This is a genomic window from Hallerella porci (assembly GCF_003148885.1).
GTDB lineage: Bacteria > Fibrobacterota > Fibrobacteria > Fibrobacterales > Fibrobacteraceae > Hallerella > Hallerella porci.
In genome coordinates this window covers 35,779-58,994 of record NZ_QGHD01000013.1, presented here as the reverse complement: position 1 = coordinate 58,994, position 23,216 = coordinate 35,779, and the positions used below count along the sequence as shown (strand labels likewise).

Annotated in this window: 21 protein-coding genes, 2 tRNA genes and 1 pseudogene; 4 read left to right on the top strand and 20 right to left on the bottom strand. The window is 46.0% G+C overall.

From position 1 onward, the window contains the following. Positions 1-226: pseudogene (locus B0H50_RS13640) on the top strand (IS4 family transposase); the annotation flags it as partial. Positions 227-323: 97 nt separating this feature from the next. Here B0H50_RS13640 and B0H50_RS13800 read toward each other — a convergent pair. The 6 genes from B0H50_RS13800 to B0H50_RS07615 all read right to left on the bottom strand — a co-directional run bounded on the left by B0H50_RS13800 (position 324) and on the right by B0H50_RS07615 (position 6,423). Beyond that, complete coding sequence (locus tag B0H50_RS13800; RefSeq protein WP_158275893.1) at positions 324-1,436, bottom strand: sensor histidine kinase; 1,113 nt, start codon at positions 1,434-1,436, stop codon at positions 324-326. Between the two features lie 162 nt (positions 1,437-1,598). Then, positions 1,599-1,793: a hypothetical protein gene (locus B0H50_RS07635; protein WP_106198960.1), complete on the bottom strand. Its 195-nt coding sequence runs from the start codon at positions 1,791-1,793 to the stop codon at positions 1,599-1,601. Beyond that, the gene (locus B0H50_RS07630) at positions 1,780-2,679 is read right to left on the bottom strand and encodes a 4-hydroxybenzoate octaprenyltransferase (RefSeq protein ID WP_269843931.1); all 900 of its coding nucleotides are present in this window, start codon (positions 2,677-2,679) and stop codon (positions 1,780-1,782) included. The genes B0H50_RS07635 and B0H50_RS07630 overlap by 14 nt, the downstream gene beginning before the upstream one ends. Before the next feature lie 3 nt (positions 2,680-2,682). Next, positions 2,683-3,237, bottom strand: coding sequence for a UbiX family flavin prenyltransferase (locus B0H50_RS07625; protein ID WP_109587506.1), 555 nt, complete (start codon positions 3,235-3,237; stop codon positions 2,683-2,685). Continuing rightward, complete coding sequence (locus B0H50_RS07620; RefSeq protein ID WP_109587505.1) at positions 3,234-3,923, bottom strand: ubiquinone/menaquinone biosynthesis methyltransferase; 690 nt, start codon at positions 3,921-3,923, stop codon at positions 3,234-3,236. Before B0H50_RS07620 ends, B0H50_RS07625 begins: the two co-directional genes overlap by 4 nt. Positions 3,924-3,963: 40 nt before the next feature. Beyond that, a complete protein-coding gene (locus B0H50_RS07615) occupies positions 3,964-6,423 on the bottom strand; it encodes a CotH kinase family protein (RefSeq protein ID WP_158275892.1) in 2,460 nt (819 codons plus the stop codon). Positions 6,424-6,562: 139 nt separating this feature from the next. Here B0H50_RS07615 and B0H50_RS07610 point away from each other — a divergent pair. Together B0H50_RS07610 and B0H50_RS07605 are read left to right on the top strand one after the other, a co-directional pair. Then, positions 6,563-6,635, top strand: a tRNA-Phe gene (locus B0H50_RS07610). A gap of 41 nt (positions 6,636-6,676) precedes the next feature. Further along, positions 6,677-6,757, top strand: a tRNA-Ser gene (locus B0H50_RS07605). A gap of 89 nt (positions 6,758-6,846) precedes the next feature. Here B0H50_RS07605 and B0H50_RS07600 read toward each other — a convergent pair. Then, positions 6,847-7,230, bottom strand: a complete 384-nt coding sequence (locus B0H50_RS07600; protein ID WP_109587503.1) for a VOC family protein — start codon at positions 7,228-7,230, stop codon at positions 6,847-6,849. A 26-nt stretch (positions 7,231-7,256) separates the two neighbouring features. Then, positions 7,257-7,967: a ComF family protein gene (locus B0H50_RS07595; protein ID WP_106198972.1), complete on the bottom strand. Its 711-nt coding sequence runs from the start codon at positions 7,965-7,967 to the stop codon at positions 7,257-7,259. A 245-nt stretch (positions 7,968-8,212) separates the two neighbouring features. On the opposite strand from B0H50_RS07595, the gene B0H50_RS13145 reads away from it, so the two are divergent. Beyond that, entirely contained in the window at positions 8,213-8,812 is a 600-nt protein-coding gene (locus B0H50_RS13145; RefSeq protein ID WP_146193708.1) for a hypothetical protein, read from the top strand. A 77-nt stretch (positions 8,813-8,889) separates the two neighbouring features. Here B0H50_RS13145 and rodA read toward each other — a convergent pair whose 3' ends face one another. The 12 genes from rodA to B0H50_RS07530 form a co-directional block, all read right to left on the bottom strand. Further along, positions 8,890-10,128, bottom strand: coding sequence for a rod shape-determining protein RodA (rodA, locus tag B0H50_RS07585; RefSeq protein WP_233244621.1), 1,239 nt, complete (start codon positions 10,126-10,128; stop codon positions 8,890-8,892). 29 nt (positions 10,129-10,157) lie between these two features. Next, on the bottom strand, positions 10,158-12,017 hold the full coding sequence (gene mrdA / locus B0H50_RS07580) for a penicillin-binding protein 2 (RefSeq protein ID WP_233244618.1): 1,860 nt from the start codon (positions 12,015-12,017) through the stop codon (positions 10,158-10,160). Beyond that, positions 12,010-12,501 carry a rod shape-determining protein MreD gene (gene mreD / locus B0H50_RS07575; RefSeq protein ID WP_106198953.1) on the bottom strand — a complete coding sequence of 164 codons (492 nt, stop codon included), beginning with the start codon at positions 12,499-12,501 and terminating at the stop codon, positions 12,010-12,012. The genes mrdA and mreD overlap by 8 nt, the downstream gene beginning before the upstream one ends. Then, the gene (gene mreC / locus B0H50_RS07570; RefSeq protein ID WP_106198952.1) at positions 12,485-13,321 is read right to left on the bottom strand and encodes a rod shape-determining protein MreC; all 837 of its coding nucleotides are present in this window, start codon (positions 13,319-13,321) and stop codon (positions 12,485-12,487) included. The genes mreD and mreC overlap by 17 nt, the downstream gene beginning before the upstream one ends. A 9-nt stretch (positions 13,322-13,330) precedes the next feature. Continuing rightward, complete coding sequence (gene mreB / locus B0H50_RS07565; RefSeq protein ID WP_106198951.1) at positions 13,331-14,353, bottom strand: rod shape-determining protein; 1,023 nt, start codon at positions 14,351-14,353, stop codon at positions 13,331-13,333. A gap of 61 nt (positions 14,354-14,414) precedes the next feature. Beyond that, a complete protein-coding gene (locus B0H50_RS07560; protein WP_106198950.1) occupies positions 14,415-14,783 on the bottom strand; it encodes a hypothetical protein in 369 nt (122 codons plus the stop codon). Between the two features lie 69 nt (positions 14,784-14,852). Next, complete coding sequence (locus B0H50_RS07555) at positions 14,853-16,139, bottom strand: hypothetical protein (protein WP_106198970.1); 1,287 nt, start codon at positions 16,137-16,139, stop codon at positions 14,853-14,855. Between the two features lie 113 nt (positions 16,140-16,252). Continuing rightward, positions 16,253-17,200, bottom strand: a complete 948-nt coding sequence (locus tag B0H50_RS13795; RefSeq protein ID WP_109587500.1) for an AgmX/PglI C-terminal domain-containing protein — start codon at positions 17,198-17,200, stop codon at positions 16,253-16,255. A gap of 1 nt (position 17,201) precedes the next feature. Then, entirely contained in the window at positions 17,202-17,696 is a 495-nt protein-coding gene (locus B0H50_RS07545; protein ID WP_106198948.1) for a biopolymer transporter ExbD, read from the bottom strand. 1 nt (position 17,697) lies between these two features. Continuing rightward, positions 17,698-18,528 (bottom strand): ExbD/TolR family protein, encoded by an 831-nt coding sequence (locus tag B0H50_RS07540; protein WP_233244626.1) that lies wholly within the window; start codon positions 18,526-18,528, stop codon positions 17,698-17,700. A gap of 97 nt (positions 18,529-18,625) precedes the next feature. Beyond that, complete coding sequence (locus B0H50_RS07535) at positions 18,626-19,246, bottom strand: MotA/TolQ/ExbB proton channel family protein (protein ID WP_106198946.1); 621 nt, start codon at positions 19,244-19,246, stop codon at positions 18,626-18,628. A gap of 177 nt (positions 19,247-19,423) precedes the next feature. Further along, entirely contained in the window at positions 19,424-23,182 is a 3,759-nt protein-coding gene (locus B0H50_RS07530) for a tetratricopeptide repeat protein (protein ID WP_106198945.1), read from the bottom strand. Between the last annotated feature and the right edge of the window lie 34 nt (positions 23,183-23,216).

Below are 23,216 nucleotides of genomic sequence, written 5' to 3'. Positions count from 1 at the left end.
CTATGGGGTAAGCGAGAACGCCATCAAGACCCAGATCTGGGTAACCCTCATCGCGAACCTTCTCCTGACCCTTGTGCAGCGCAGCCTTGAACGGCGCTGGAGCTTTTCCGGACTTGCGACAATGATGCGAATAATCCTGATGCTCTACATTGACATGTTTGACTTTTTTGAACATCCCACAAGGGACTGGGAACGCATGCTGCAGCATCCACCTTGCCCATCGTAGCGTCCAAATTTCTAGGGAGGGGGCTTGCAACGGCAAAATCAAAGTCTAGACCGCGTAAATTCTGGGGTCTAGACGTTCTGAAAATTTTCTCCGGACACTAATAATTGTTTTTATTGCGCTCTAAAATTTCAAGAAGTCCTAAAATGCCATTTAATGGAGTCCGAATATCGTGACTCATCCGCGATAAGAAAACGCTTTTTGCCGCATTGGCTTCGGCCAAAGCTTCGCCTTGTTTTTCAAAAGAGCGAATATATTTTCGTGTGACAATTAAAATAATTCCAAAGGCGACGACTAAAATCAAAACGAATTGAATAAATGAAGCAGGCAAATTTTCGTTTGCCTCATCGACTTCGTAGGCGACCGCTAAATCAAAATTTCCCATGCGTTCGTAAGTAATGTAACTTTGCTTTTTATTCACCGCTGCAGTGATTTGCATCGATTGTTTTTTCTCTAAAACTTCGCAAATTTTTCCGCCCGGATATTTTGTGCTATTCAACAAAGCATTATCTGTAGATGCAATGATTTTTCCTTGATTGTCATCGATTACAAAAATCGTCATTCCTTTCGTCACAGGCATGCGGCGCACGAGACTGCTAATACGGCTTTCGCGCATGCGTTCCAAGAGGCGTTCGGGAGTGACTCCGATTTGCACCAGTTGCGTTTTGGCGTGATTCCAAACCATCGCATACATCATCGGTTTTGCTTCGGCGGTGTTGGGAGTTACATTTTGGCACAATGAGAGTTCTTTATTTTTTAGCATGGGCTTAAAAAATCCCATTTGCGAACCCGATTCAAAATTATAGCCGTAATATTTTGGAATAGAACCCGAAACGATTTTTCCGGTTTTATCGAACAAATGAATTTCATCGACTTTTAAAAGTTTGGCGAGTTCTAAAAATTTTTCAGGCGTGCTAAAAGAATCGGGATTTTCGTCAATTCTTGAAGATGCAACATCGGCGCGAATTAAATATTCTTCTTTCAAAGCATCTTGCAATTCACGAATATTTTCTTCATTTTCGGTGATGACTTTTTTTAATTGCGAAACCATGAGCGCACAAGAATTTTGTGCATTTTTTTTGTTATCAAAAAATTGAATTGCCACACAAGAAATTAACGCGATGAAAAATACCAATACAACGCTTGCGCCGACCATTTTCGTCCGCACGCGATAAAGATTTCGTTTTTCTGCATTAAAATTTTTCGACATCATTTTTTGCATTTGGCAATTTTCTTTCGTTTAAAATAATATAAACTTCGGAAAATTTATTACGAACAATTTGAGCGTTTGACGCAACGCACAAGAAATTTAAAAATCAATCTTTTACTTCGCTTTTGAATTTCGCCGTCGCAATTCAAATTTCGGATTCCTAATTTATTTGTTTTTATTTTTCAAATAAAAATGAATTCCGAGCGAAATCGCTAATAACACAATGAATACGGTAAGCGCTCGGTCGCCGGTTTCTTGCGGAATCATTCCGGTTTCGATGCAGATAACATCGATGAGCGAAAGAATCGCAATCCAAATCGCTGTTCTGCGACAAACTTTTATTTTATCATCGTAACGCATTGACATCTCCGCCAAGTAAAATCCACACAACAAGTCCGAGCATCACGAGAACGCTAATGCCGACATTGGCTAAAAAGAAATCTCGATTCATCGTATCCAAATCATCGGATTTGCGAAAGAGATGAATGTAAACAATCGCTGCGGTCATGAGCGCAAAAATACTCCACCACGCCATTCCCATTTGCCAATAAACGCCGAACACAACACACAAAGCGAGCATCGCTAAATGACTGCCGAGCGCAATTTTTAGTGCGCGCTTTCTACCAAATCGTGCGGGCACCGAATGCAAACCCATTTGTCTATCGATTTCTTCATCTTGCGTCGCATAAATAATATCAAAGCCGCCCATCCAAAGCATTAAAATGAACATTAAAAATATCGGGAATGCGGCAAATTCTCCGCGAACTGCAATCCACGCGCCAAGCGGACTCATTCCAATCGCAAATCCCAAATACCAATGGCACAGCCACGAGAATCGTTTCCAATAAGAATAAAAGCAAAGCGCTACGACAACGGGGAGAGAGCACGCGCCAGCGAGCGGATTTAATAGCCACGCAAAAGCGCAGAAAAGAATTGTATTGAAAAGAATAAATGCGCCGACTGTTTTTTTTGAAAGCGCTCCCGTTACCAAATGCCGCTTCGCAGTCCGCGGATTTTTCGCATCGATTTTTGCATCGACTAAACGATTAAAAGACATCGATGTATTGCGAGCCGTCACCATGCAGCCGACGATAAGAAGGACGAGTTTTAAAATTTCTAACGCAGACATGCCGCGAAATCCGTTCGCCGCAACCCACATCGAGCCGAGCGCAAAGGGCATCGCAAAAAGCGAATGACTTAATCGCACAAAATGTCCAAACTCTACAATTTTTGAAATCGCATTCATCGCTTACCTGACTTTTTCCCAATCGGAAACAATTTCATTCGGAAGATGCAACTGCGAAAGAATTTTCGCTACCACCGAATCGACGAGTTCTTCTATCGTCGTCGGCTTTCGATAAAAACTTGGAGAAGCTGCGACAATACTTGCGCCTGCGAGAGAAAGCTTTTCCATATTTTGCAGATGAATTAAATTAAAAGGCATTTCCCGCGGGACAACGACGAGCGGGCGGCGTTCTTTTAAGCAGACATCGGCAGCGCGGACGAGAAGATTGTCCGCAATTCCATTCGCCATTTTCCCGAGAGTTCCCATACTGCAAGGAACGACAGCCATTCCCGAAAAATCCGAGCTTCCGCTTGCACAATCGGCAAAAAGATTGTGCACATCAAGCACGCAATTTGCGCTTTTAAATTTTTCAATTTGCCCTTCAAATTCGGCGACCGATTTTCCCATTTCCGTAAAAATCAAAGAAACTGAATGGCCGAGTCTTTGCAAATGCCAAAGAGTCCGCGCGGCATAAATTGCGCCCGAAGCTCCCGTCACGCCGAGAATAAAACGACTCATGTCGTTTTTCCTTTTTGCAAAAGAACGCGGTAAGCGATTCCAAAAAAGCAAGGCTTTATCGAAATGACGCGGAAGCCTTTTTCCTTCGCCAAATTTGCAAAATCCGAGACCGGCAAAAAGCGTAAAACCGAATTGATTAAATATTCATACGCCGAACGTTTCCCGCTAAAAATCGAACCGAGAAGCGGAATAAAAAGCGGCGCTAAACATTTATAAAAAAAACGATTGAAAAAATTTCGCGGCGAAAAAAAATCAAGAACCATCAAATAGCCGCCTGCAGAAAGAACGCGATGCGATTCTTCTAAACCGCCTGCGGCATTCGGCAAATTGCGCATCCCGAATCCGTTTAAAATCACGTCAAATGAATTTTCGCAAAAAGGCATCTGCATCGCATCGAGTTGCACAGGCTTTGCCGAAGTTTTTTTCCCGCAGGAATGTTCGAGCATTCCAAACGAAAAATCCCCGAGAATGGCGACGGAAGGCTTCCCCACGATGCGTTCAAATTCCACCGCAAAGTCGCCTGTGCCTCCGCACAAATCGAGTAAGCGTTTTCCTGCGCCGCGTTTTTTGAGTTCGCGGCAACAGGCTTTGCGCCATAAAATATCTTGGAAACAACTCAGTGTGTGATTCAAAAAGTCGTAGCTTTTTGAAATTTCATCAAACATTTTGCGCACGGGAGAAAGCATGCGCAAAATTTACTAATTAAACGAATTCAATCGCCCGCAATTATTGGAATGTCGCCACGTATGCGCTGCCTTTTGTCGGCATCACCAAGCGCGGATTTTCGGTAGAACCATCTTCCCAGCTGACGAATTTTCCTGTTCCCGAAGGCACTGCGGTGAGAAGCATCGCATTTCCTTCGAAGAAAATTCCTTCGTAATTTTTGTGCGGAAGCATAAATCCGTCCAAAGTCACATAGCCTTCGCCAAGAGAAGAAATCGAAACCGAGATGTCTCCCGAAAGTCCAAATTCATCGCGCAATTCGCTGCGGAAAACACCATCGCGTTCAAGCGCCCAAGTTTTCATGCACGAACCGCTTACGCTAAATCCGTTGCCGCAAGAATTTCGATAATAGCGGAATTCTTGTTTAAAGAGATCTTGATCGCGCGAAATTTGATCCGCATCCAATGTGCCCGCCATAGTTTCTAATGTATTCGTAATATTTTCGCTGTTTACATTTTCTTGGAGAAGAACAGCGGCGCGGTTGATGAACATCCGACGGAAATCCGGATTCTTAATCAACTTCACATAGAATGTGTGGAAACAATCACCCGAATTATTGCGGTAACATTTTCCGCTCGAATAACCGCCTTGCTTCACCCAATCAAACATATTCGTCGATTGCCAGAATCCATTCACCGACCATTCCCAATCCATACCGTGATCCAAATCGTAAACCATGAATTTCCATTTCGTATAAGGGCTCTTCCAAGCGCGCACATTATTATTGGGCCAGTCGCCGTTATGCATATACATTTCCGCAGCCATGTAAGCCGCAAAATTATCGACATCCATCGCCGCTTTCACCGTTTCATACGCCAGATTATTTTCCCCGCTAAAATCATTATCCGCGACATATTGCAAAAGCACTTGATATTCCAAGTTTCCATTATTCACTTCAATTTTACGGTTAATGTGTTTAACCATCGTCACATCTCCCGCATCGATATCGTAATTCGTTTCCACATAATTTTTATTGTAACGTTCCCGCATATCGTGAATGCCCCAATAGACGCCGTCGTAGAAAACGATGACTTGATGACTGCGTTGATAGTCCACGCCGCTGCCTTCGAGAATTGCGCCGCCCATCGCATCTTCCAAGTAATCGCTCACAAAACGGTTGCCGTTATTGCGCAAATTAAAGCCTTTGAATTTGCTGTTCTTGTCTTTGCGGGTTTCAAACAGCGGATACTTTAACCAGCCCGATTGATATTCTTCGCCGAATTTAATCGCAACCGATTTTTTCTTTTCTAAGCGGCTGTAACCGCCCATCATCGAAATGCCTGCTTCGTATTCCCAATCTTTGCCGGTGCTAGCGCTGCCGTTTGCAAAATATTCGACGTGAATGGGAAATTCCACATCGGCGTATAAGCCCGTATTATTCGGGTCCACGCTTTTCGGAGAACCTCCCGTTGTGCTGCCCGCTTTCGTGTATAGATAATGTTTTTTGAAAAATTGCGAATCAACGCTAATCGAAACCACCGGCATATTGTGAATTTCTTCGCCGATGAAATAAGTATTCGTCGAAATTTTATTCGTAATCATGCCGTCTTTAAATGCAGCGCAACGAACAACTGTCGTTTGGGAAATTTCTTTGGCTTCGGTCATTTCTTCGGTTTCTTCCGTCGGAATTGAACCGTTAAATGTGCAGCGCACCGTCGATCCATCCGTCATTTTCGGAGGCGTAATCGTCACCGGTTCTGCATAAAATCCAGCGCTCTGTTCAAGAGCAGGAATCGCAGTAAAGCCCGAAGAACCTGTGCTATTTGCATTATCCATTTCCGGAGTCGGTACCGCAAAATATTTCCAACCGTCCGCAGTTTTTCCCCAGCTTACACCGCCTTCGAGCAATGGATAAGTCGCCGAGTCCGCGATTTCGCAATTCGGTTGAATCAAATAAACGGAGCCGCCATTGTCTTCGAGTTTCCAATTGGTGTGCAAACGATAATGCATTTCATCCGAATCAATTCCTACAAGAGGAGTCGTGATGTCACGCTTCGAAGCAAAAATAATGCGATAACTTTTGGCAGGAATTGTATCCGAAACGATTACCCATTTCCGCGGACGTTCCGTTTTTTCGACGAGAGAATAACCATCTAACGCTACCGCTTTATCGCTCGAATTATACAATTCAATCCAGCCGGGATCTTTTCCCAAATCGTCTAACCATTTGACATTTCGCGTCATCACTTCGGTAATCGTCACCGCCGAATTTCCCGCCCAAATCGGTTGACACGTCAATTCTTGACTCGAAGAAGAAAATGCCGAACTCGTCATCTCAAAAGGATTAAAAATCGAAGACGAACTCTGTTCCGTCTCCTTTTCCGAAGACGAATAAACGTCCCATCCCGAAGACAGCAACAATTCTTCTTCCGAATTTGCATAATCCAACAAACTTGAGTCATCCGAACATGCCGAAAATAAACTCAAGGACGCCACAAAAATCGCAGGCAAAACAAATTTCATTCTTTCTCCAAATCCAATCACCATCAAACCCTTTACCCAAAATTTACCCAAAAAGAGAACAATTTCAATAAAATTTTGGTTTACACAGAAAAACCCTTGACAAGCTTTTTGTTTTATACTAAATTGGGGTCAGCGAAATGGCTCTGTAGCTCAGTTGGTAGAGCAGAGGACTGAAAATCCTCGTGTCACTGGTTCAATTCCTGTCGGAGCCACTTACAAAAGCCCTGAAACTTCTAGGGCTTTTGTTTTACCCGGAAGAATAGGCTAATTGGTAAGTCAGCGGTCTTGAAAACCGCCGCCGTCAGGCTTGGGGGTTCGAGTCCCTCTTCTTCCGCGAAAGTTCCGTTCTGCGGAACTTTTTTGTTTTAAAGCTTTTTATTTTGAACTTTTCCTCGGCGATGATTTTTCACAAGCGTATTTCTTTTACACCGTAATTTCAATTTGATTTTCTTCAAAAGCGCGGACGCACCTTTCATAATAGCCATCGCCGGTAATACGCGGACCGCTTAAAACTTCGTAGCCGTCGTCTTTCAATTTTTGCGTGAGCGCATCCACTTTGCTTTGACTTCCGACGCTAAACGCTAAATGAATGAAACCGGTGCGATTGATTTGTTTTTCGGCATCGCATAATTCTGGCTTCGTCATAATTTCTAAGCGTGCGCCCGATTCAAAGCGCAAAAAGTAAGAGCGGAAATTTGTTTTCGGATTGTGATAAAGCGCGTTCGCTTTGGCATCAAAATATTTGACGAAAAATTCGCGCGCCTTTTCCAAATCATTCACGTATAAAGCGATGTGTTCTATTTTCATAGAAAAGAAAATACAAATTCAGCGATTTATACATTCCATTCCATCGCATTGTCCGCGGCAAAATCGATTCTTGCCGTCGCACTTTCTTCGCGAAGCAATGTGCAAACTTTTGCAGCTCCGCCCATTTTCCTTTTTTCAAACGCATACAAGCAAGCGGTCGTCGTAGCGCCCGTGGTGAAAACATCATCGACGATAACCGGCACATGATATTCTGGCCATGTAAAATTCTTTTTCCATTCAAAGGCTCCGGCGACATTGCTCGCTCGCCCTTCCCGCGAAAGCTGCGTCTGCGAAATGCGGAAAGTTTTGCGTTTTAATGCATTCGCCACGACCCCGCCCGAGCACCGCGCAATCGTCTGCGCCAATTTTTCGGCCTGATTATATCCGCGTTCCCGCATGCGCGCCGAATGTAAAGGCACCGGAACAAAAGCGAGTTTCCGTCCCCATTCGCGCAAAACTTCGGAAGATTCCTCTTCTTGTAACGCAATTTTCACCAAATACGAAGCGAGTCCCGGCATGCTGCCATATTTGAGTCCGTGCACAAGCGATTTCGTGAGCGGCGTCATCGCATACAAGCAAAGCACATCCGGATTCGGTCGCCGCGGCGACTTCGCAAGCCGCTTCAATTCCCGCTTACAATTTGGGCAAAGCCAAGGATCGAGAGGCAAATCGCTCCGCTGACAACCCAAGCATTCGCCGCCAAATAAAAATTTCGAAACGCCATTCCAAAGTTTCATTTTTTCTCCGATGATTTTTAAGCAAAACCATTTCTGCTTAAAATTTTTCAAAATGCCTCCTTTATCTATAGACGCTTGAAACGGGAAAAATTTTCCAAAAGTAAAGAAGATTTTACGAAAAAGCGAAAAAAGTGGAAAGAAAGATCTTAGAACTTAGATTTTAGAGCTTAGAATTTCTAAGATCAAAGTTCTCAGTTCTAAGTTCTCAACCCCCTGCGGGAAATTTGTTCGCTGAATTTCTGGAGATGACATTTCCCAGGGGAAATATGTTCACCGGATTTTTGGAAATAACATTTCCCAGGGGAAATATGTTCACCGGATTTTTGGAAATAACATTTCCCAGGGGAAATTTGTTCACCGGATTTTTGGAAATAACATTTCCCAGGGGAAATTTGTCCGCTGAATTTCTGGAGATGACACTTCCCGGGGGAAATGTGTCCGCTGAATTTCTGGAGATGACACTTCCCGGGGGAAATATGTTCACCGGATTTTTGGAAATAACATTTCCCGGGGGAAATGTGTCCGCTGAATTTCTGGAAATGAAATTTCCCGGAGGAAATATGTCCGCCGAATTTCTGGAGATGACATTTCCCAGGGGAAATTTGTCCGCTGAATTTCTGGAGATGACATTTCCCAGGGGAAATGTGTCCGCTGAATTTCTGGAAATGACACTTCCCGGGGGGAATTTGTTCGCCGGATTTTTGGAAATGACATTTCCCAGGGGAAATTTGTTCACCGAATTTCTGGAGATGAGATTTCCTAGGGGAAATTTGTTCACCGGATTTCTGGAAATGACATTTCCCGGGGGAAATTTGTTCACCGGATTTCTGGAGATGAGTTCCTAGCTTCTAGATTTGCCTAAAAATTTTCAAACGGGCAAATTTTGCAACGCTCGCCTTGTAGATAATTCCTAATTCCTCATTTAATTGTAGTTGCTTTCCAACTGACTGCCTTGATATCGCATATTCACTAGCAGCCCGACGAGCATCATACAGGTGAGCATAAACGATCCGCCGTAAGAGAGGAAGGGTAACGGAAGCCCTGTCACCGGCATAAGTCCAAGCGTCATCGAAATATTCACCGTAATATGGAAGAAGAAAATCGTACACGCACCCGAAACGATATGATTCACAAACGGATCGAGATGCAATCGGCAAATAGACATCGCTCGCCATAAGAAGGCGAAATACAAGATCAAAATTCCCACGCAACCGACGAAGCCAAATTGCTCCCCGAGAACGCTGAAAATAAAGTCCGTATGTTCTTCGGGCAAGAATGCGAGATTTGTCTGAGAACCTTCTCCAAAGCCTTTTCCAAAAAGTCCGCCGCTTCCGATTGCGACTTCGGATTGAATCACTTGATAGCCCGCGCCTCGCGGATCGCGCATCGGATCGACGAAAGTCATCACGCGGTCACGTTGATGCGGCTCCAAAGAATTCCACGCCATCGTACTCGCGTAACCGCAGACAATATTCAAAGTCAAAATGAAAATCACAAATTTCTTCGGCATCTTGCGGAAGAGTAAAACCAAGAAAACAACGCAGAGCAAAACTCCCCAAAGCACTTGCGAATATGGAATATGCGGATACGAAAGAATAATGGATGCGCCCGGACTTAAAAGCAGGCACAAATCCAAAACCGTTAATCCCGCCCAATAAAATCCCACAATCGTCACCGCGGTAAACACAAGCGCCGTACTCAAATCCGGTTGCTTTAAAACGAGCGCAAAGGGAACGATAAAAATCACAGCAGGCATTACAAAAGTCTTCGGTTGTAAAAGATTCACCCGATGAGTCGAAAGCCACTTGGACATTGCGATTAAAAAACTGATTTTCGCAAATTCCGAAGGCTGAATTTTAATAAATCCAAAATCGATCCAACGTCCCGCTCCCTTTGCCGCATCCCCGCCGCCGAGGGCAACAAACGCAAGCGCCGCAATCGTTAAAAAATAAAGCGGAAACGCAAGCCGCTGCCAATAATCAATGCGGACAACCGCAAACAAAGTCGCTAACGCACATCCGCCAAAGAAATAAATAATCTGACGAAACCACCGCGACGTATGCCAAATCGGTTCAGAATTTACCGTCGCCGAATAAACGAGAGAAATCCCAATGCAAGTGAGCACGAAAACGAGGACCAAAAACAGCCAATCGATTTTCATTTTGCTATTTAGAAAACGTCCGGAGCCTCTCATTTTTTTACCTCCGTCGAATCTTTCTTGTGCATTTTTTCAAAGTATGCTTCCATCACACGGCGACATACCGGAGCCGATTTCGAGCCTCCGCCGCCTTGCGCTTCTTGAATCACCGCAACCGCAATTTCCGGATTTTCTAACGGAGCAACTGCGACAAACCATGCATGTGTTTTTTCGCCTTTTTTCCATTCGCCCGAGCCCGATTTTCCGCCGACGCGAATGCCCGGAATCGCAGCCCGTTTTCCTGTTCCACCCGGGTGATTGACCACCGAATCCATTCCCGCTAAAAGGGCGCGATGAGTGGATTCGCTCATATTGCCTTCAAAAATTTTCTCTGGAATATAACGTCCGACTAAATTGCCGTTGACATCGCGGAGCTCTTTCATCAAATGCGGACGATAAACGCCTTTCCCTGTCGCAATCGAGCCTGCGAGAACCGCTTCTTGAAGCGGCGTCACTAGCTGTCCTTGCCCAATCGCTAAATTCAAAATCAAACCGCGCGCCCAACGCCAACCGCTCCGCTTATTGCGTTCATTAAACGAAATCGAATCGGGGAGCCATCCTTGCTTTTCTCCGGGAATATCAATTCCGAGTTTATGCCCGAGCCCAAAACGGTAACCGAATTCATTGATGCGTTCCATTCCAAGCATTAAGCCCAACTGATAAAAATAAACATCGCACGAAAGCCGTAAAGCATTCACCAAATTCAAATTGCCGTGAGTGCCCCAGCATTTTTGATAGCGCGCTCCGAATGTGTAACCGCCCGTACACGGTTTCTGCATATAAGTCGTTCCCGTGACCAAACGATTTTCAAGCCCCGCTCCCGATGTCACCAATTTAAAAACCGATGCCGGCGGATAAACTCCCGCGACAGCGCGGTTCATCAACGGACGCGTTGAATCGAGCGCAACTTTTGCCCAGCCTTTATTGCGTTCGCGGCGTTTAAGCGAAAAAATATTCGGGTCAAGTCTTGGCGACGAAACCATCGCGAGAATTTCTCCATTCCGCGGATCGATTGCAACGACAGCCCCGCGCACCGAATCGGGGAGCGCTTCTTCGGCGACTTTTTGAATATCCAAATCAATCGTCGTAATCATCCCGTAGCCCGGAACCGATGGCACATTTTGCATGCCTTCGATATTGCGAACTTGACGTCCGTAGGCATCGACTTCCACATATTTGACGCCGTCTTCGCCGCGGAATTCGCCGTCGTATTGTTTTTCTAATCCTTTCTGCCCAACGCGATCGCCCGAAGAATATCCCGCATATTCGGGAAGGAGTAATTGTTCGTCCGAAATTTCTCCCGTATAACCGAGCAAATGCGCCGCCAATGTTCCATAAGGATACGACCGCCTCGATTCGACGACTGTCGTCACCCCCGGAAATTCTCCCGAGCGTTCCTGCATAATCGAAACTTGTTCTTCCGAAGCGTCTTCCAAAATGCGAAGAGTTCCGTGCGACTTCCAACCGCTCCGCTGAAACATCGTATCGACGACTGCCGAATCAAAAAGCGCTTCGCCTTGCGAATCTTTCACATGAATGAGTTTCTTAAAAAGCGCTTCTTTTTTCTCCGCTTTCATTTTGCGAATTTCGCCCGGCAAGATGACGATTTGATAAGACGGACGATTTCCCACAAGAAGAGTTCCGTTGCGATCGTAAATGAGTCCGCGTTCTGCCGTAAGCACGATGCGGCGCAAACGGTTTTCGTCAGCGCTTTGAATATTCGCTTCGTATTGCACCGATTGCAAATAAAATAATCGAATAGAAAGACATAAAAATACGCCCGCCACAAGCAACATAAAAGCAAGCGATTTTATATTGCGATTGGGCAATTCAGTCAAAGTCTTCTTAGACATTGCGATGCGTCACGCGGTCAAAACGATTTAACAGCAAAAAGCAAATCACGCCAAAGAGCAGCGTATAAAAACATTCGGGCAAAGTATGTCCTAAAAATAGCGGAAGCACTTTTTCCCGTTCCACGCCGATAGCGATGTAATAAATCAAATCATTCAGCATAAAGGCAAGCCCGAGTAAGGTTACCTTCGTCGCTAAATTGAGCCGCAAAAATTTTTCTTCCAACTGTCCCACGCCAAATCCGACGCAAGTAAACGCTAATGTCTGCGCGCCAAGCCAATCGACCGTTGCAAAAATATCTTCCGAAAATCCCGCAAAAAATCCCCAAAGCATTCCCGAAACGGGTCCGTGCGAAAGTGCCATCACCACGATGAAAATCAAAACGAAATCCGGCTCTTGCCCATAAATGCCAATCCACGACGCAAGCGTCGTCTGCAAAACAATTGCGATGACAAAGAACAAAAGATGTTTAATGAACTTCAGCATTCTTCAACATCTCCTGCACAATCCAATCGGGGCGTTTTTGCATAATGAAAACTTCTTCGAGTCGAGTGAATTTTTGGAAGGGAGCCACTTCGATATTCGTCACCACATCCAAATCGCCCTTTTCAAGCGAACGCACAATGCCCACGCCAATTCCCTTCGGATAAATGCCGCCTAAGCCCGAAGTCACCAAAGTATCGCCTTCGCGCACGCCGGTATAAGAAGGCACAAACGCTTGCAAAGTATTTGCCGACCCTCCGTTCAAAAAGCCGACGACGCGAGTCCGCTGCACCAAAATGGAAACGTGTAAAGAAGGATCCGGTAAAAGTTGCACCTTCGAATGACTCCGCGAAACCGCCGAAATGCGCCCGACAAGTCCCTGCGTTGTAAACACAGGCAAATCCACTTCGATGCCGTGATCCGTTCCGCGGTTCACCACGAAAGTCGTTAAAAATCTCCCCGGATTTTGTCCGATGACGCGGGCAGTGACAATCGGATATTCCCAAACATTGTCAAAATGAACCAGTTCCCGCAAACGGTTTGCTTCTTCCAAACCTTCCCGCAAATTATCGCGTTCTAATTTAAGCCGCGCATTTTCTCGCTTTAAACTATCGTTTTCGTATGTAACAGAATGAATTCGGTTAACCGAAGAGACGACTAGCTGTGCTGGATAATAAATCGACGAAAGAGCACCGGCGATTAAGGTTTCTTTTCCGTCTTTTTCCAAATGGCGAATGCTAATGCCCACCAAAAGCAAAATCAAGAAAAGAACCAGCCCGTGCCCTTTGCAGAGAATGCTACCCAAAAAGCGGAGAAGCTGCATGGATTACAATTACACCATCGAAGAAATCAAAACCGGACGATACTTGTCCAAATCTTCGAGAATGCGCGCAGCGCCCTTGCACACACAAAGCAGCGGGGCATCGATAACATTCACCGAAAGACCGGTTTCCTTGCGAATACGAGCGTCTAAACCGCGCAATTTTGAGCCACCGCCCGACATAATAATGCCACGGTCCAAAATATCTGCCAAAAGTTCCGGAGGCGTTAATGCAAGCGCTTGCTTCACCGCATCGACAATTGCCGTAACCGGTTCATTCAACGCTTCCCGAATTTCTTGACTCGTAATCGTCATCGTCCGCGGAAGGCCTGCCATCACATCGCCGCCTTTCACGTCCATCGTCAATTCTTCTTCGAGCGGGAACGCCGAACCGATTTGCCACTTAATTTGTTCTGCAGTGCTTTCGCCGACGACCAAGTTGTAAGTCTTCCGCAGATAGTTCACAATCGCTTCGTCCATTTCATCACCGCCGACGCGAACCGACGCATTGCAAACAATTCCGTTCAAAGCAATCACTGCGATATCCGACGTACCACCGCCAATATCGACAATCATATTGCCCGCAGGACCTTCAACAGGGATTCCCATGCCGATAGCAGCCGCCATCGGTTCGTGCACCAAATGCACTTCTTTTGCGCCCGCCATCCGAGCCGCATCGGTCACCGCGCGCTTTTCCACTTCGGTAATGCCCGAAGGAACACCGATAACTACACGCGGTTTCACTAAGAACAGCGGATACTTCTGCACCCGCTTAATGAATGTCGAAAGGAGAATTTCCACCAACTGGAAATCTGCAATCACGCCGTCTTTCATCGGGCGAATTGCGACGTTTGCTCCCGGAGTACGACCGAGCATTTTTTTCGCTTCGCTACCGATAGCGGTAACACGGTCATTTTTACGATCCATAGCGACAACTGTCGGCTCATTGATGACAATACCTTGTCCTGCTACATGAACCAAGGTATTCGCTGTGCCAAGATCAACACCTATATCACAAGAAAATAGTCCGAACAAAGTAAAATTCCTTCTAAAAATTTTTTGCAGAAAAATATAGAATAAAAGCGAAATTTATAATTCACTTTTCATCGTTATCCGTTCCAAAATGCCATTCTTTCAAATAGCGATCCCATTGCAGATAATGATTGTCATAACGATACTTTCTCTCCTCGTACATTTTAATGTCGCGGTAGATGAAAAAATCCACTTTGGCGTAAGCCGAATACATTTTGGAATGCGCATCGTCAAAGAATCGCAAATCGCGAATCTTATAATACGGAGAATCCAACAACGCGCTTTTATCGTGGCTCGCTTTTAAAGTTTGCGCCACCATAAATTTCAAATCATCTTGCAAATACGCAGACAATTTTTCTTCGATATTTTCCGGCGGTTCCGCGCAGCCCAAAAGAATGAGAAAAGCAAATGAAAGAAATAAAATTTTTCGCATAATTCAAAAATACAAAAAATCGCCAAGCCTACGCATGACGATTTTCTGCAAACTCAAAGAGTGAAAAAATTAGAAGGAATATGTCGCGTCAATTCTCGAGAACCAGCGACCTTCTCCTTGGAACGGATTGCGGAACAAAAGATCTTCGGCAATCGTCACATCGATTTTCAATTTTTCTTCGATGTTAATGCCAAAGCCCCAGCCGACATGGTCATCAATTTTACCATTGCCCACCGGATTTGTCGAGAAGAATGTTCCATCGTCCGAGCAGATTCCCGATTTGCCCGCATTGCTTTCATTCTTATCGCATTCCGTGTAAAGTACAGCCTTTTGACCTCCGACACGGATGACAAACCAATCAAACCAAATGTTCCGTTCAATACCGAAGCTTACGACACCGCCGATATCTTTGCGAGTATCCCAATCGCCCGCTTCATCTTGCGCATCATAAGTCGCTTCGCCGGTCTTATAATCAAAAACCCAATCGCGAGCTTTCTTCTTATTCCAAACGAAGTCACCGCCGAGCCAGAAAAATCCGCGGTCAAGGCTAATGTTTACGCCCAAGCCGACTTGAGCATGCGTATCCTTCATCCCAGGAGCCTTGATAAAATGCGCTTTCATCGCGGGGACCAATTCGCCATCGAGAGCGTCTAACGCAAAGAATGCGCGCGAACTCACCAAGTACGAGAAATCGCCGTCGTCAAAGAAATTCTTATGCTCTGGACCATATTGCACACGAGCAAGACCGCCCGAAAGTTCAAAGTCAATCGTATTCGTCAACTGGAAATTGACACCAGCGTCCGCGCGAATGACCGAAGCATAAGCATTCTCATCTACTTGATAAACGCCGCTTTCCGTTTCATCGCCGCCGTCTTGATGCGCAATGTAAACATGCAAGCCCATCGCATTGCCGTTCGAAAGAGTTCCGCCGAGGAAGCCGTCAAAGTTCGTCACCGTCCGCGGGACAGAATGCTTTTGACCCTTTTCATCGATGTAATAATCCGGAAGGAATTGGAAAAGTTCAGCGTCTTCGCGTCCAAAAAGGCCGCCGATGGAAATCCGCGGATCGGGAGATTCTTCGCTTCCCAAACTGATAGAGAAAATGCCTCCAAATGTCGGATGCTGCGGGTCTTTGTTTGTTCCCCGTTCTACATCTTCTTGATACGGGCCAAAGCCACCGATCAAATAATTCGGATACAAATTGATGTTCGCCGGATTGTCAAAGATACTGACATCATCCATGATATACGTCGTGTTCTTGCCCATGGATTCAATACGAGCGAAGGTTGCAAAAGCCGAACCAACACCGAAGATTCCCACAGTCAAACCGAGCGCAGCAGCTGTTTTCAATTTCATCGTCATCTCCTATTTTCCCTTAAAACTAATTTGTATTTATAGAATTCGCAAGAAAAAATAACAAAAAAGGCCAGAAACCGAAGTTTCTAGCCTTTTTTCACAGTCGAATCAAATTATTCGGAGAATGTGAACGGAATCGTCACCGTTGTATTTCCCGATTTGACCTTGCTGAAGGTCCAGCGCTTTACCGTGTTCTTCACTGCATTATCGAATTCACCGAAGCCGGTTGTCGAAGATGCGATGGAGATGCTGATAATATCGCCACCTGGAGCAATCGTGAAGCGGAGAGTCACCTTTCCAGCAAAACCCGGTTGCTTCTTCAGGAACTTGTTATAGATGTGACGAAGACCCGGAGTACGCTGACGAACAACTTTCATGATGTCCGCAGCCGAACGAGAACCGCCACCTGCACCCATGTCAATGTCACGGGCAGACGGAGTCTTAATCGTTCCACGAGCCTTGGTAGCAATGCCACCGCCGCCACCGCCGAGAAGTCCGCCGAGGCCGTCACCGATACCACCGGAACCACCTTCTGCGTAACCTTCGTTGAAGCCGCCATCAGCCTTGCCGCGACGTCCACCGAGAACGGTTTTTCCCGTTGTCTGAAGACCTGCGACATCCTTCAGCACCTTATTGATGTCTTTGGAGAACTTTTGGTCCTTCATCAAATCATAAGCTGCATAGTTAGACTTCGTCGTCTGAGCGGTGAGAAGCTTCAAAACGCCACGGGTCTGAGGAGCATTCGGCTGACCCTTTCCGCGCGGTTTTCCGCCACCACCAGCCTTCTTACGAGGCTTCTTCGGTTCTTCTTTCTTCTTTTCTTCCTTCTTCTCTTCCTTCTTGTCTTCGATCTTCATGGTCGTCGTCAATTCTTCGGTTCCAGTTTCTTCGAAGATGACGTCGTCCACGACAGCTTCATACATAGAAGCCCAGAGAGAGAACGAGATAGCGACGATGATGGAAATGACAGCAACACCCGCAAAGCGTTTGTCGGATTCCGGCATCAAGGAAGCTACGAAAGGATCCACTGCCTTCTTCTGTTTTACAGTCTTTTCTGCCATATTATTCCTCCCCGCCGTTCTTCATCATCACTGCGAAGGAGATGTTTGTGTAGCCCGAGAAGCCGCACGTTGCCATCACCTTGTACATGACGTCGTAAGGGATATTCTTGTCGATCTGGATAATGATGTTACCCGCTTCATCAGCCGGAAGCCCAGCTCTCAAAGCGTGATCACGTTCCGTTGCACGACGTTCCTTAAGCACCGAGTCCACTTTGGCAATCAAGAGGTCTTCTTGAGCCATCACGTCCGGCGTCGGGATGATCTTTTGATTATCGACCACCACATAACCTGCGTCAACCACCACAGACAGCGAAACTTCTTTCGGCTGCACTTTCGAAGTGGAAATCGGCAAGATCAAGTTTTCGGCCTGGGTAATCAACTGACCTTCTGCGTCCATGTTCTTGATAAGGAACACCAGAATGATGGTCATCATGTCCATCATCGAGGTCAGGGAGAACGGGACGTCTTCGCTATATTTGCGCATTTTACGTGCCATATCAGCCTCCCAGTTTAGCAAGGTTAACCTTGACAAATCCGGCGGATTTCGCACGGTCCATCAAAGCAATGATCTTATCGAATTGAACATCATCGTTTGCCACGATAATGATGTTGTCCACATCTTCCAAGTCGATAAAGGCGGTATGAATCGCAATCAACTGCTTCGCGATTTCATCATACGCAGAAAGCGGATGAACAATCAACTTTGCAGCATCTTCAGGTTTGAGCTTACGAGCCGAGTTCTGCGCGAGAGTTGCAACGCCAACACCTGCACCCGGTTTCTTGAGGGCTGCCGGAGCGGAAACGCCACCGTCACCTTCACCCACGAGAGCAAGGAAGTTGTTATTGCCATCCACGAGAACGCTATCCGGCTGAGCTTCTTCCTGGGAAGTATAGACGCCCCAAATTAAGCGGCCAGCGTCTTCTTCCGAAGTCTTTTCAAGCATCGCCAATTCGATTTTTTCAATCAAATAGGTGTACTTTTCTTTGTCCATTTCTGTTCCGTCTTTGCATTTCGGAGCAGAACCTGACTTAATCAAAGACTTGACATCGTCAGCAGCATACGAAATGAGCTGCGCATCGGATTTGCAACGGAATACCCAAAATTCCTTGAAGTAAACGTTGGGTTGGAAACCGCCGCGAGCACCGATAACGAGATACTCATCAGTAATGGCCAAGGACAGATTCAATGCTTGCTCATCCGGAGGTGGAGGCGTTTGGTCATCCATCTGCATCATACTGCGTTCAGGCAGATTGACTTCGACGACAGCCAACTTCTGGAATGACGTCATGGAGAGCAGCATCGGAATCAGAATTGTAAACAAGCCCATCGCCGGGAGCAAATCCGGTTCTTCAGGCTTTGCAGGTTTCTTGATTTCTTTTGCCATTTTAACTCCTATCTAAATAATTGTTCTCAGTTAGCAACAATTACGACAGGGCGTTGATGATCTTGAGACCTTTTTCTTCCATTTCCTGAATCAAACGTTCGCTGTTCATGTTCAGGATACCGACGATAACGAGCAGAGGAACTGCGCAGATAAGGCCGAGGAGGGTAGTACCCATAGCGATAGCAATACCATCAGCAAGAGCCTTCGGACGTTCTGCAGCCGGTTTGTTAGCCACAGCATCGAATGTGAAGATCAGACCATAAATCGTACCCATCAGTCCGAGAAGGGTGGAGATAGAAGCCATCACGGAAATGATCGAAACGTAACGAGTAAGACGCGGAGCTTCGGTAAGGAAGACTGCATCCGAAGCGTTCTGCATTGCTTCACGACCAGCGTCATGGTTGCTCACGATTGCAGCAACAACGCGTGCGATCGGGAGTTTGGACTTTTGAGCCAAGCTCAAAGCCTGATCATACTGCTTAGCGCTGATGAGCTGGCCAAATTGATTCAAGAATTTAGCACGGCCTTTTGCGCTCTTCACGATGATGTAGAGGATACGTTCAACCGAGAAGCCGAGACCAATCAGACCGACCACGAGAATGATCCACATGAACTGCCAACCATCAGAGGACGGGTTGAAAGATTGAAGCATTTTAGACATTAGAATACTCCTTGTATATGAGTGAGTTGTGTTTTGTTTCCTGTAATCGCATATTTATTTTTTTTTTTGCGTTTTGGGATACTTTTATGCTGTAAATTTTAAATTACTACCATTTTTTTACGAAAAAAACCAAAAAATCCCGCTTTTGGCGGGATTTTTTAGTCTCAAAAGTGACTTTTATTGAGCTGCACCTGCTGCCGGAGCAGTCGGAGCGGCTGACGGAGGCGGCGCTAAACGAGCTTGGAGTTCTTTGAGTTCTGCACGGAGCTTTTCATTTTCAGCTTCTGCATCCTTCAAAATTTCCTGATAAGTCGCCAACTGTTCTTCCTTCGTCATCACATTGGAAGCCTTCACCTGATCCAAACGAGCCTTCGTCTTGAAGTAAGTCGGGTCTTGGAAGAGCTTAGAAGCGTCGAACTTGGTAATCTTAATCTGGAGAGCTTCGTTTTGGTCGTCCAATTCGCGGAGAAGTTCATAGAGCTTCTGCGTCCATTGGTTATCGATACCGTAGTGTTCCGAAGCACGGATACCAGTTGCGCAACGCGGCACAGCAGCTTCACGAGCAGCGGTTGAACGGCTTTCCAATTCTTCGCGGTATGCCTGCAAATCTTCACCTGCAGCCACTTCTGCGTCTTCCTTGGTCATGCCTTCGTATTCCACATACTGCGTTACAATTTCAACGCTATCCGGCAGCGGAGACTTTGCAAATGCATCACCGACTTCGACGAATACGGCGCAGCCTTGGTAGTACATTTCAATGTAGCCTTCTTCTGCAGCAATCACATCCGCATTGTAGAAGCCCTGATCGCGAGCCAAGTCGATATTCTTCTGGAAGATCGGCTGAGCCTGATCGTAATAGCCCGGGAGCTGTTGCACAATACCGATACGTTCTGCGAACTTTTCTTCATCGGTCTTGCCGTTCAGTTCCTGTTCACGAATCTTAGCAGCCATCGTGACGAAGAGGAAGCCAATCTTGTTCGTTGCACGGAAGGTCCATTGTTCCGAAGCGTAGGTTGCCGACTTCGAGTAGTGACCCACAGCGCTCTTCAAAATTTCGGTCAACTGCTTGACTGCAGCGTCTTTCTGCTTTTGCTTACCCGCAACTTGGACATCTGCCATCTTTGCAAATTCCATTTCGCCGAGGTAGAACGCAGCTTCTGCTGGGACGCCCGGATCCGCATTCTTGATTTGCAGACCGTACTTGTCATAAGCGTCAATTGTCTTCTTGTAGTAAACCGCAGCGTTCTTATCATCCTTAAGTTCGCGATAAGCGCGAGCTGTTCCGATATAAGCAGCAATCAACTTTTCTTTGTCTGTCGTATAAGTCTTCGTGAAGAAGATGTAAGCGTCCACCGCTTCGTTCCAACGCTTGGCGTTCTGGTAAGCGATAGGAATGCTAAAGGCAGCATCAAGAGCGTAAGAGCTCTTCGGATAATCGCGAACGAGATCCTTCGAGCAGCGAATTGCTTCTTCCGGAAGTTTTGCTTCATCGTAAGTCAAGCAAGCGCTATAAAGCATGCCCGGAGTCTTTTCGTGATCATGATACTTCTTGTAGGCAATTTCGTAAGTCTGAGCAGCCATCTTCTTGTTCGGAATCGAGTCATAAGTTGCCGCAGCAAAGCCGATTGCAGCAAACGCCATCGAGTCCTTTTCGAAGTTGTTCGTAATGAAGAGGAAGGTCTGAGCCGCTTGTTCAGGCTTGCCTGCTTTCTTGTAATCCATTGCAGCACGGAGAATACCCTTGATGGTAAGCGGCGAAGTGCCGTAGTTCATCGGGAGCATCATAAAGGTCTGCGCCGCCAATTCAAACTTGTTTGCTTTTTCGTAAGCAGTACCTGCTTCGAACACAGCCTTATCCGCAAAAGCTTCTTTCGGATAATGCTTGACAAGATCCAAGTAAGCGAGAGCACCTTGTTCAAATTGACCATTTTTCACAGCGCGATCTGCTTTTTGGAAGAGCACAGCAGCAATCGAAGTGCGAATAATCTTCGCCATCGAATCGTTGCGAGTTTCCTTCACTTCGGTATATTGCTTGAGCAACCATTCAAATTCTTTCTGCGATTCATCCAACTGATCGGATTCAAGAAGAGATTGAGCAAGCATACGGCTGATGAGAAGAATGTATTGATTCTTCGGATAATTCTGCTTCAAGTTGCGGAAGTCGGTCACAGCGAGCTTGTATTGTTTTGCTTGATAGCGAACAATAGCTGCGTTATAAGCCAATTCCACGGCTTCGTTCTGTTTCGAGAACTTGGACATATACTTGTCCACTTGAGCAAAGTAAGCCTTCGTTTCGGGGAGATTGTAAGCCTTGACCGGATCGTCTTCTGCCTTGTTCTTTTGGGCATCTGCACGAGCCTTGTCCATCATAATCACAGCGTTATAGCCAGCGTCTTCCTTCTTGTAAGGAGCAGCCGAGCCAAGCGGACGACGACCATAACGGTTCGTGTCAGCATCTACGATTTTGTTGAACATATCAGCAGACTTAGCATACTGATTCATTTCTTGATAGACGAGAGCCAAGTTTGCATAAACCTTGTATTCGTCCCAAGTCGGTTCATTCTTATATTGATTCAAGAAGTCGTTGTAACCCTTAATCGCAACAGCATAACGCTTCTTTGCAGCTTCGGTATCGCCTTCTTTCATCAACTTAGCGGCTTGAGCATGATCGTACTGCGGAATATCAAGCATCGCAGCGCGAATTGCACGTTCTGCATTTTCAACCGACTTCGGATACTGCTTATTCTTCTTATACCAAGAAGAATTCTTGCTGTAACGCTTCACGACCAACTTACGTTGTTCTTGAGCTTCATCAAACTTTTGCTGAATGATGAGAATTTCAACCATTGCCACATCAGCAAGAGGAGCATCCACATAATCCGGGTTGATATCGAGCAAATAACGGAAGGACTGCACCGCTTCTTCGTTACGGTCGTGATCCTTATTCTTCATACCGATACGGTAATAAAGAGAATCTTTGAACTTAACATCCTTGTCTTTGAGGAACTTTGCTGCAACGCGAACACCGTCATCGATATCCGAGAACGATGCTGCCATAAAGTCCATAGCTTCCAAACGAAGGTCGCTCGGATACTTACCAGCGTCAGAACCGACGATGTAAACGAAATAAGTCTTAGCTGCGATTTCGTATTCAGCAATGTTGTAATACGATTCTGCCAAGTGATACATCGCAAGAGCTGCTTCCTTACCGGTAAGGTTTTCAAAGCCAGTCACGCGTTTGTATGCATCAATAGCATCGCGGAATTTGCGGTTCATGAAGTGATATTCCGCAATACGGAGCCAAGTCTTCGGAACAAGACCGTTATCCGGGAATTCCTTGACAAGACGCATACGGAGCTTGTAAGCCTTATCATCTTCACCGCTTGCTTCGAGAACGAACGAAGCCTGATACATCACGTTCGGCGTTCTAGTCTCTTTCGGATACTTATCAATGTATTCGAGGAAGTATGCAAGAGACTTCGAGTGGTCAACCTTCGGACCCGAGCCTAAGTTTTTGCACTTTGCCGGTTCGTTATCGCGGTCTTCGCACCAAGCCACATCTTCTTCGTACTGAGCGATTTTATCGACTTGATACTTTTCTTCCAAACGATATTGGTAGTTACCAAGCTGCTGAAGAGCACTTGCGCAACGAGAACTCTGCTGACCTTTGCAACGGTCCACCTGAGTACGCCACTGCTTAATTGCAGCCTGCATTTCGTTTTCATCCATACCGCCCGAGCGGCAGGCTTGCTGAGCTTGAGTTTTCAGCAAATTGTAAGAGCTTGCGCACTGTTTATATTCGTGCGAGCCTTTCTTCATCGACTTGCACTTGGCAAGCATACTTTTCGCTTCGTTCGTTTTGTCTTTGCAGGGATCCGCATAGGAAACGCCGGCAAATGTGCATAGAGCTAAAGCGACGAGAAACAGTTTTTTCATTGACTTTCCACCTATCGGCTTTTAAAAAACAAGG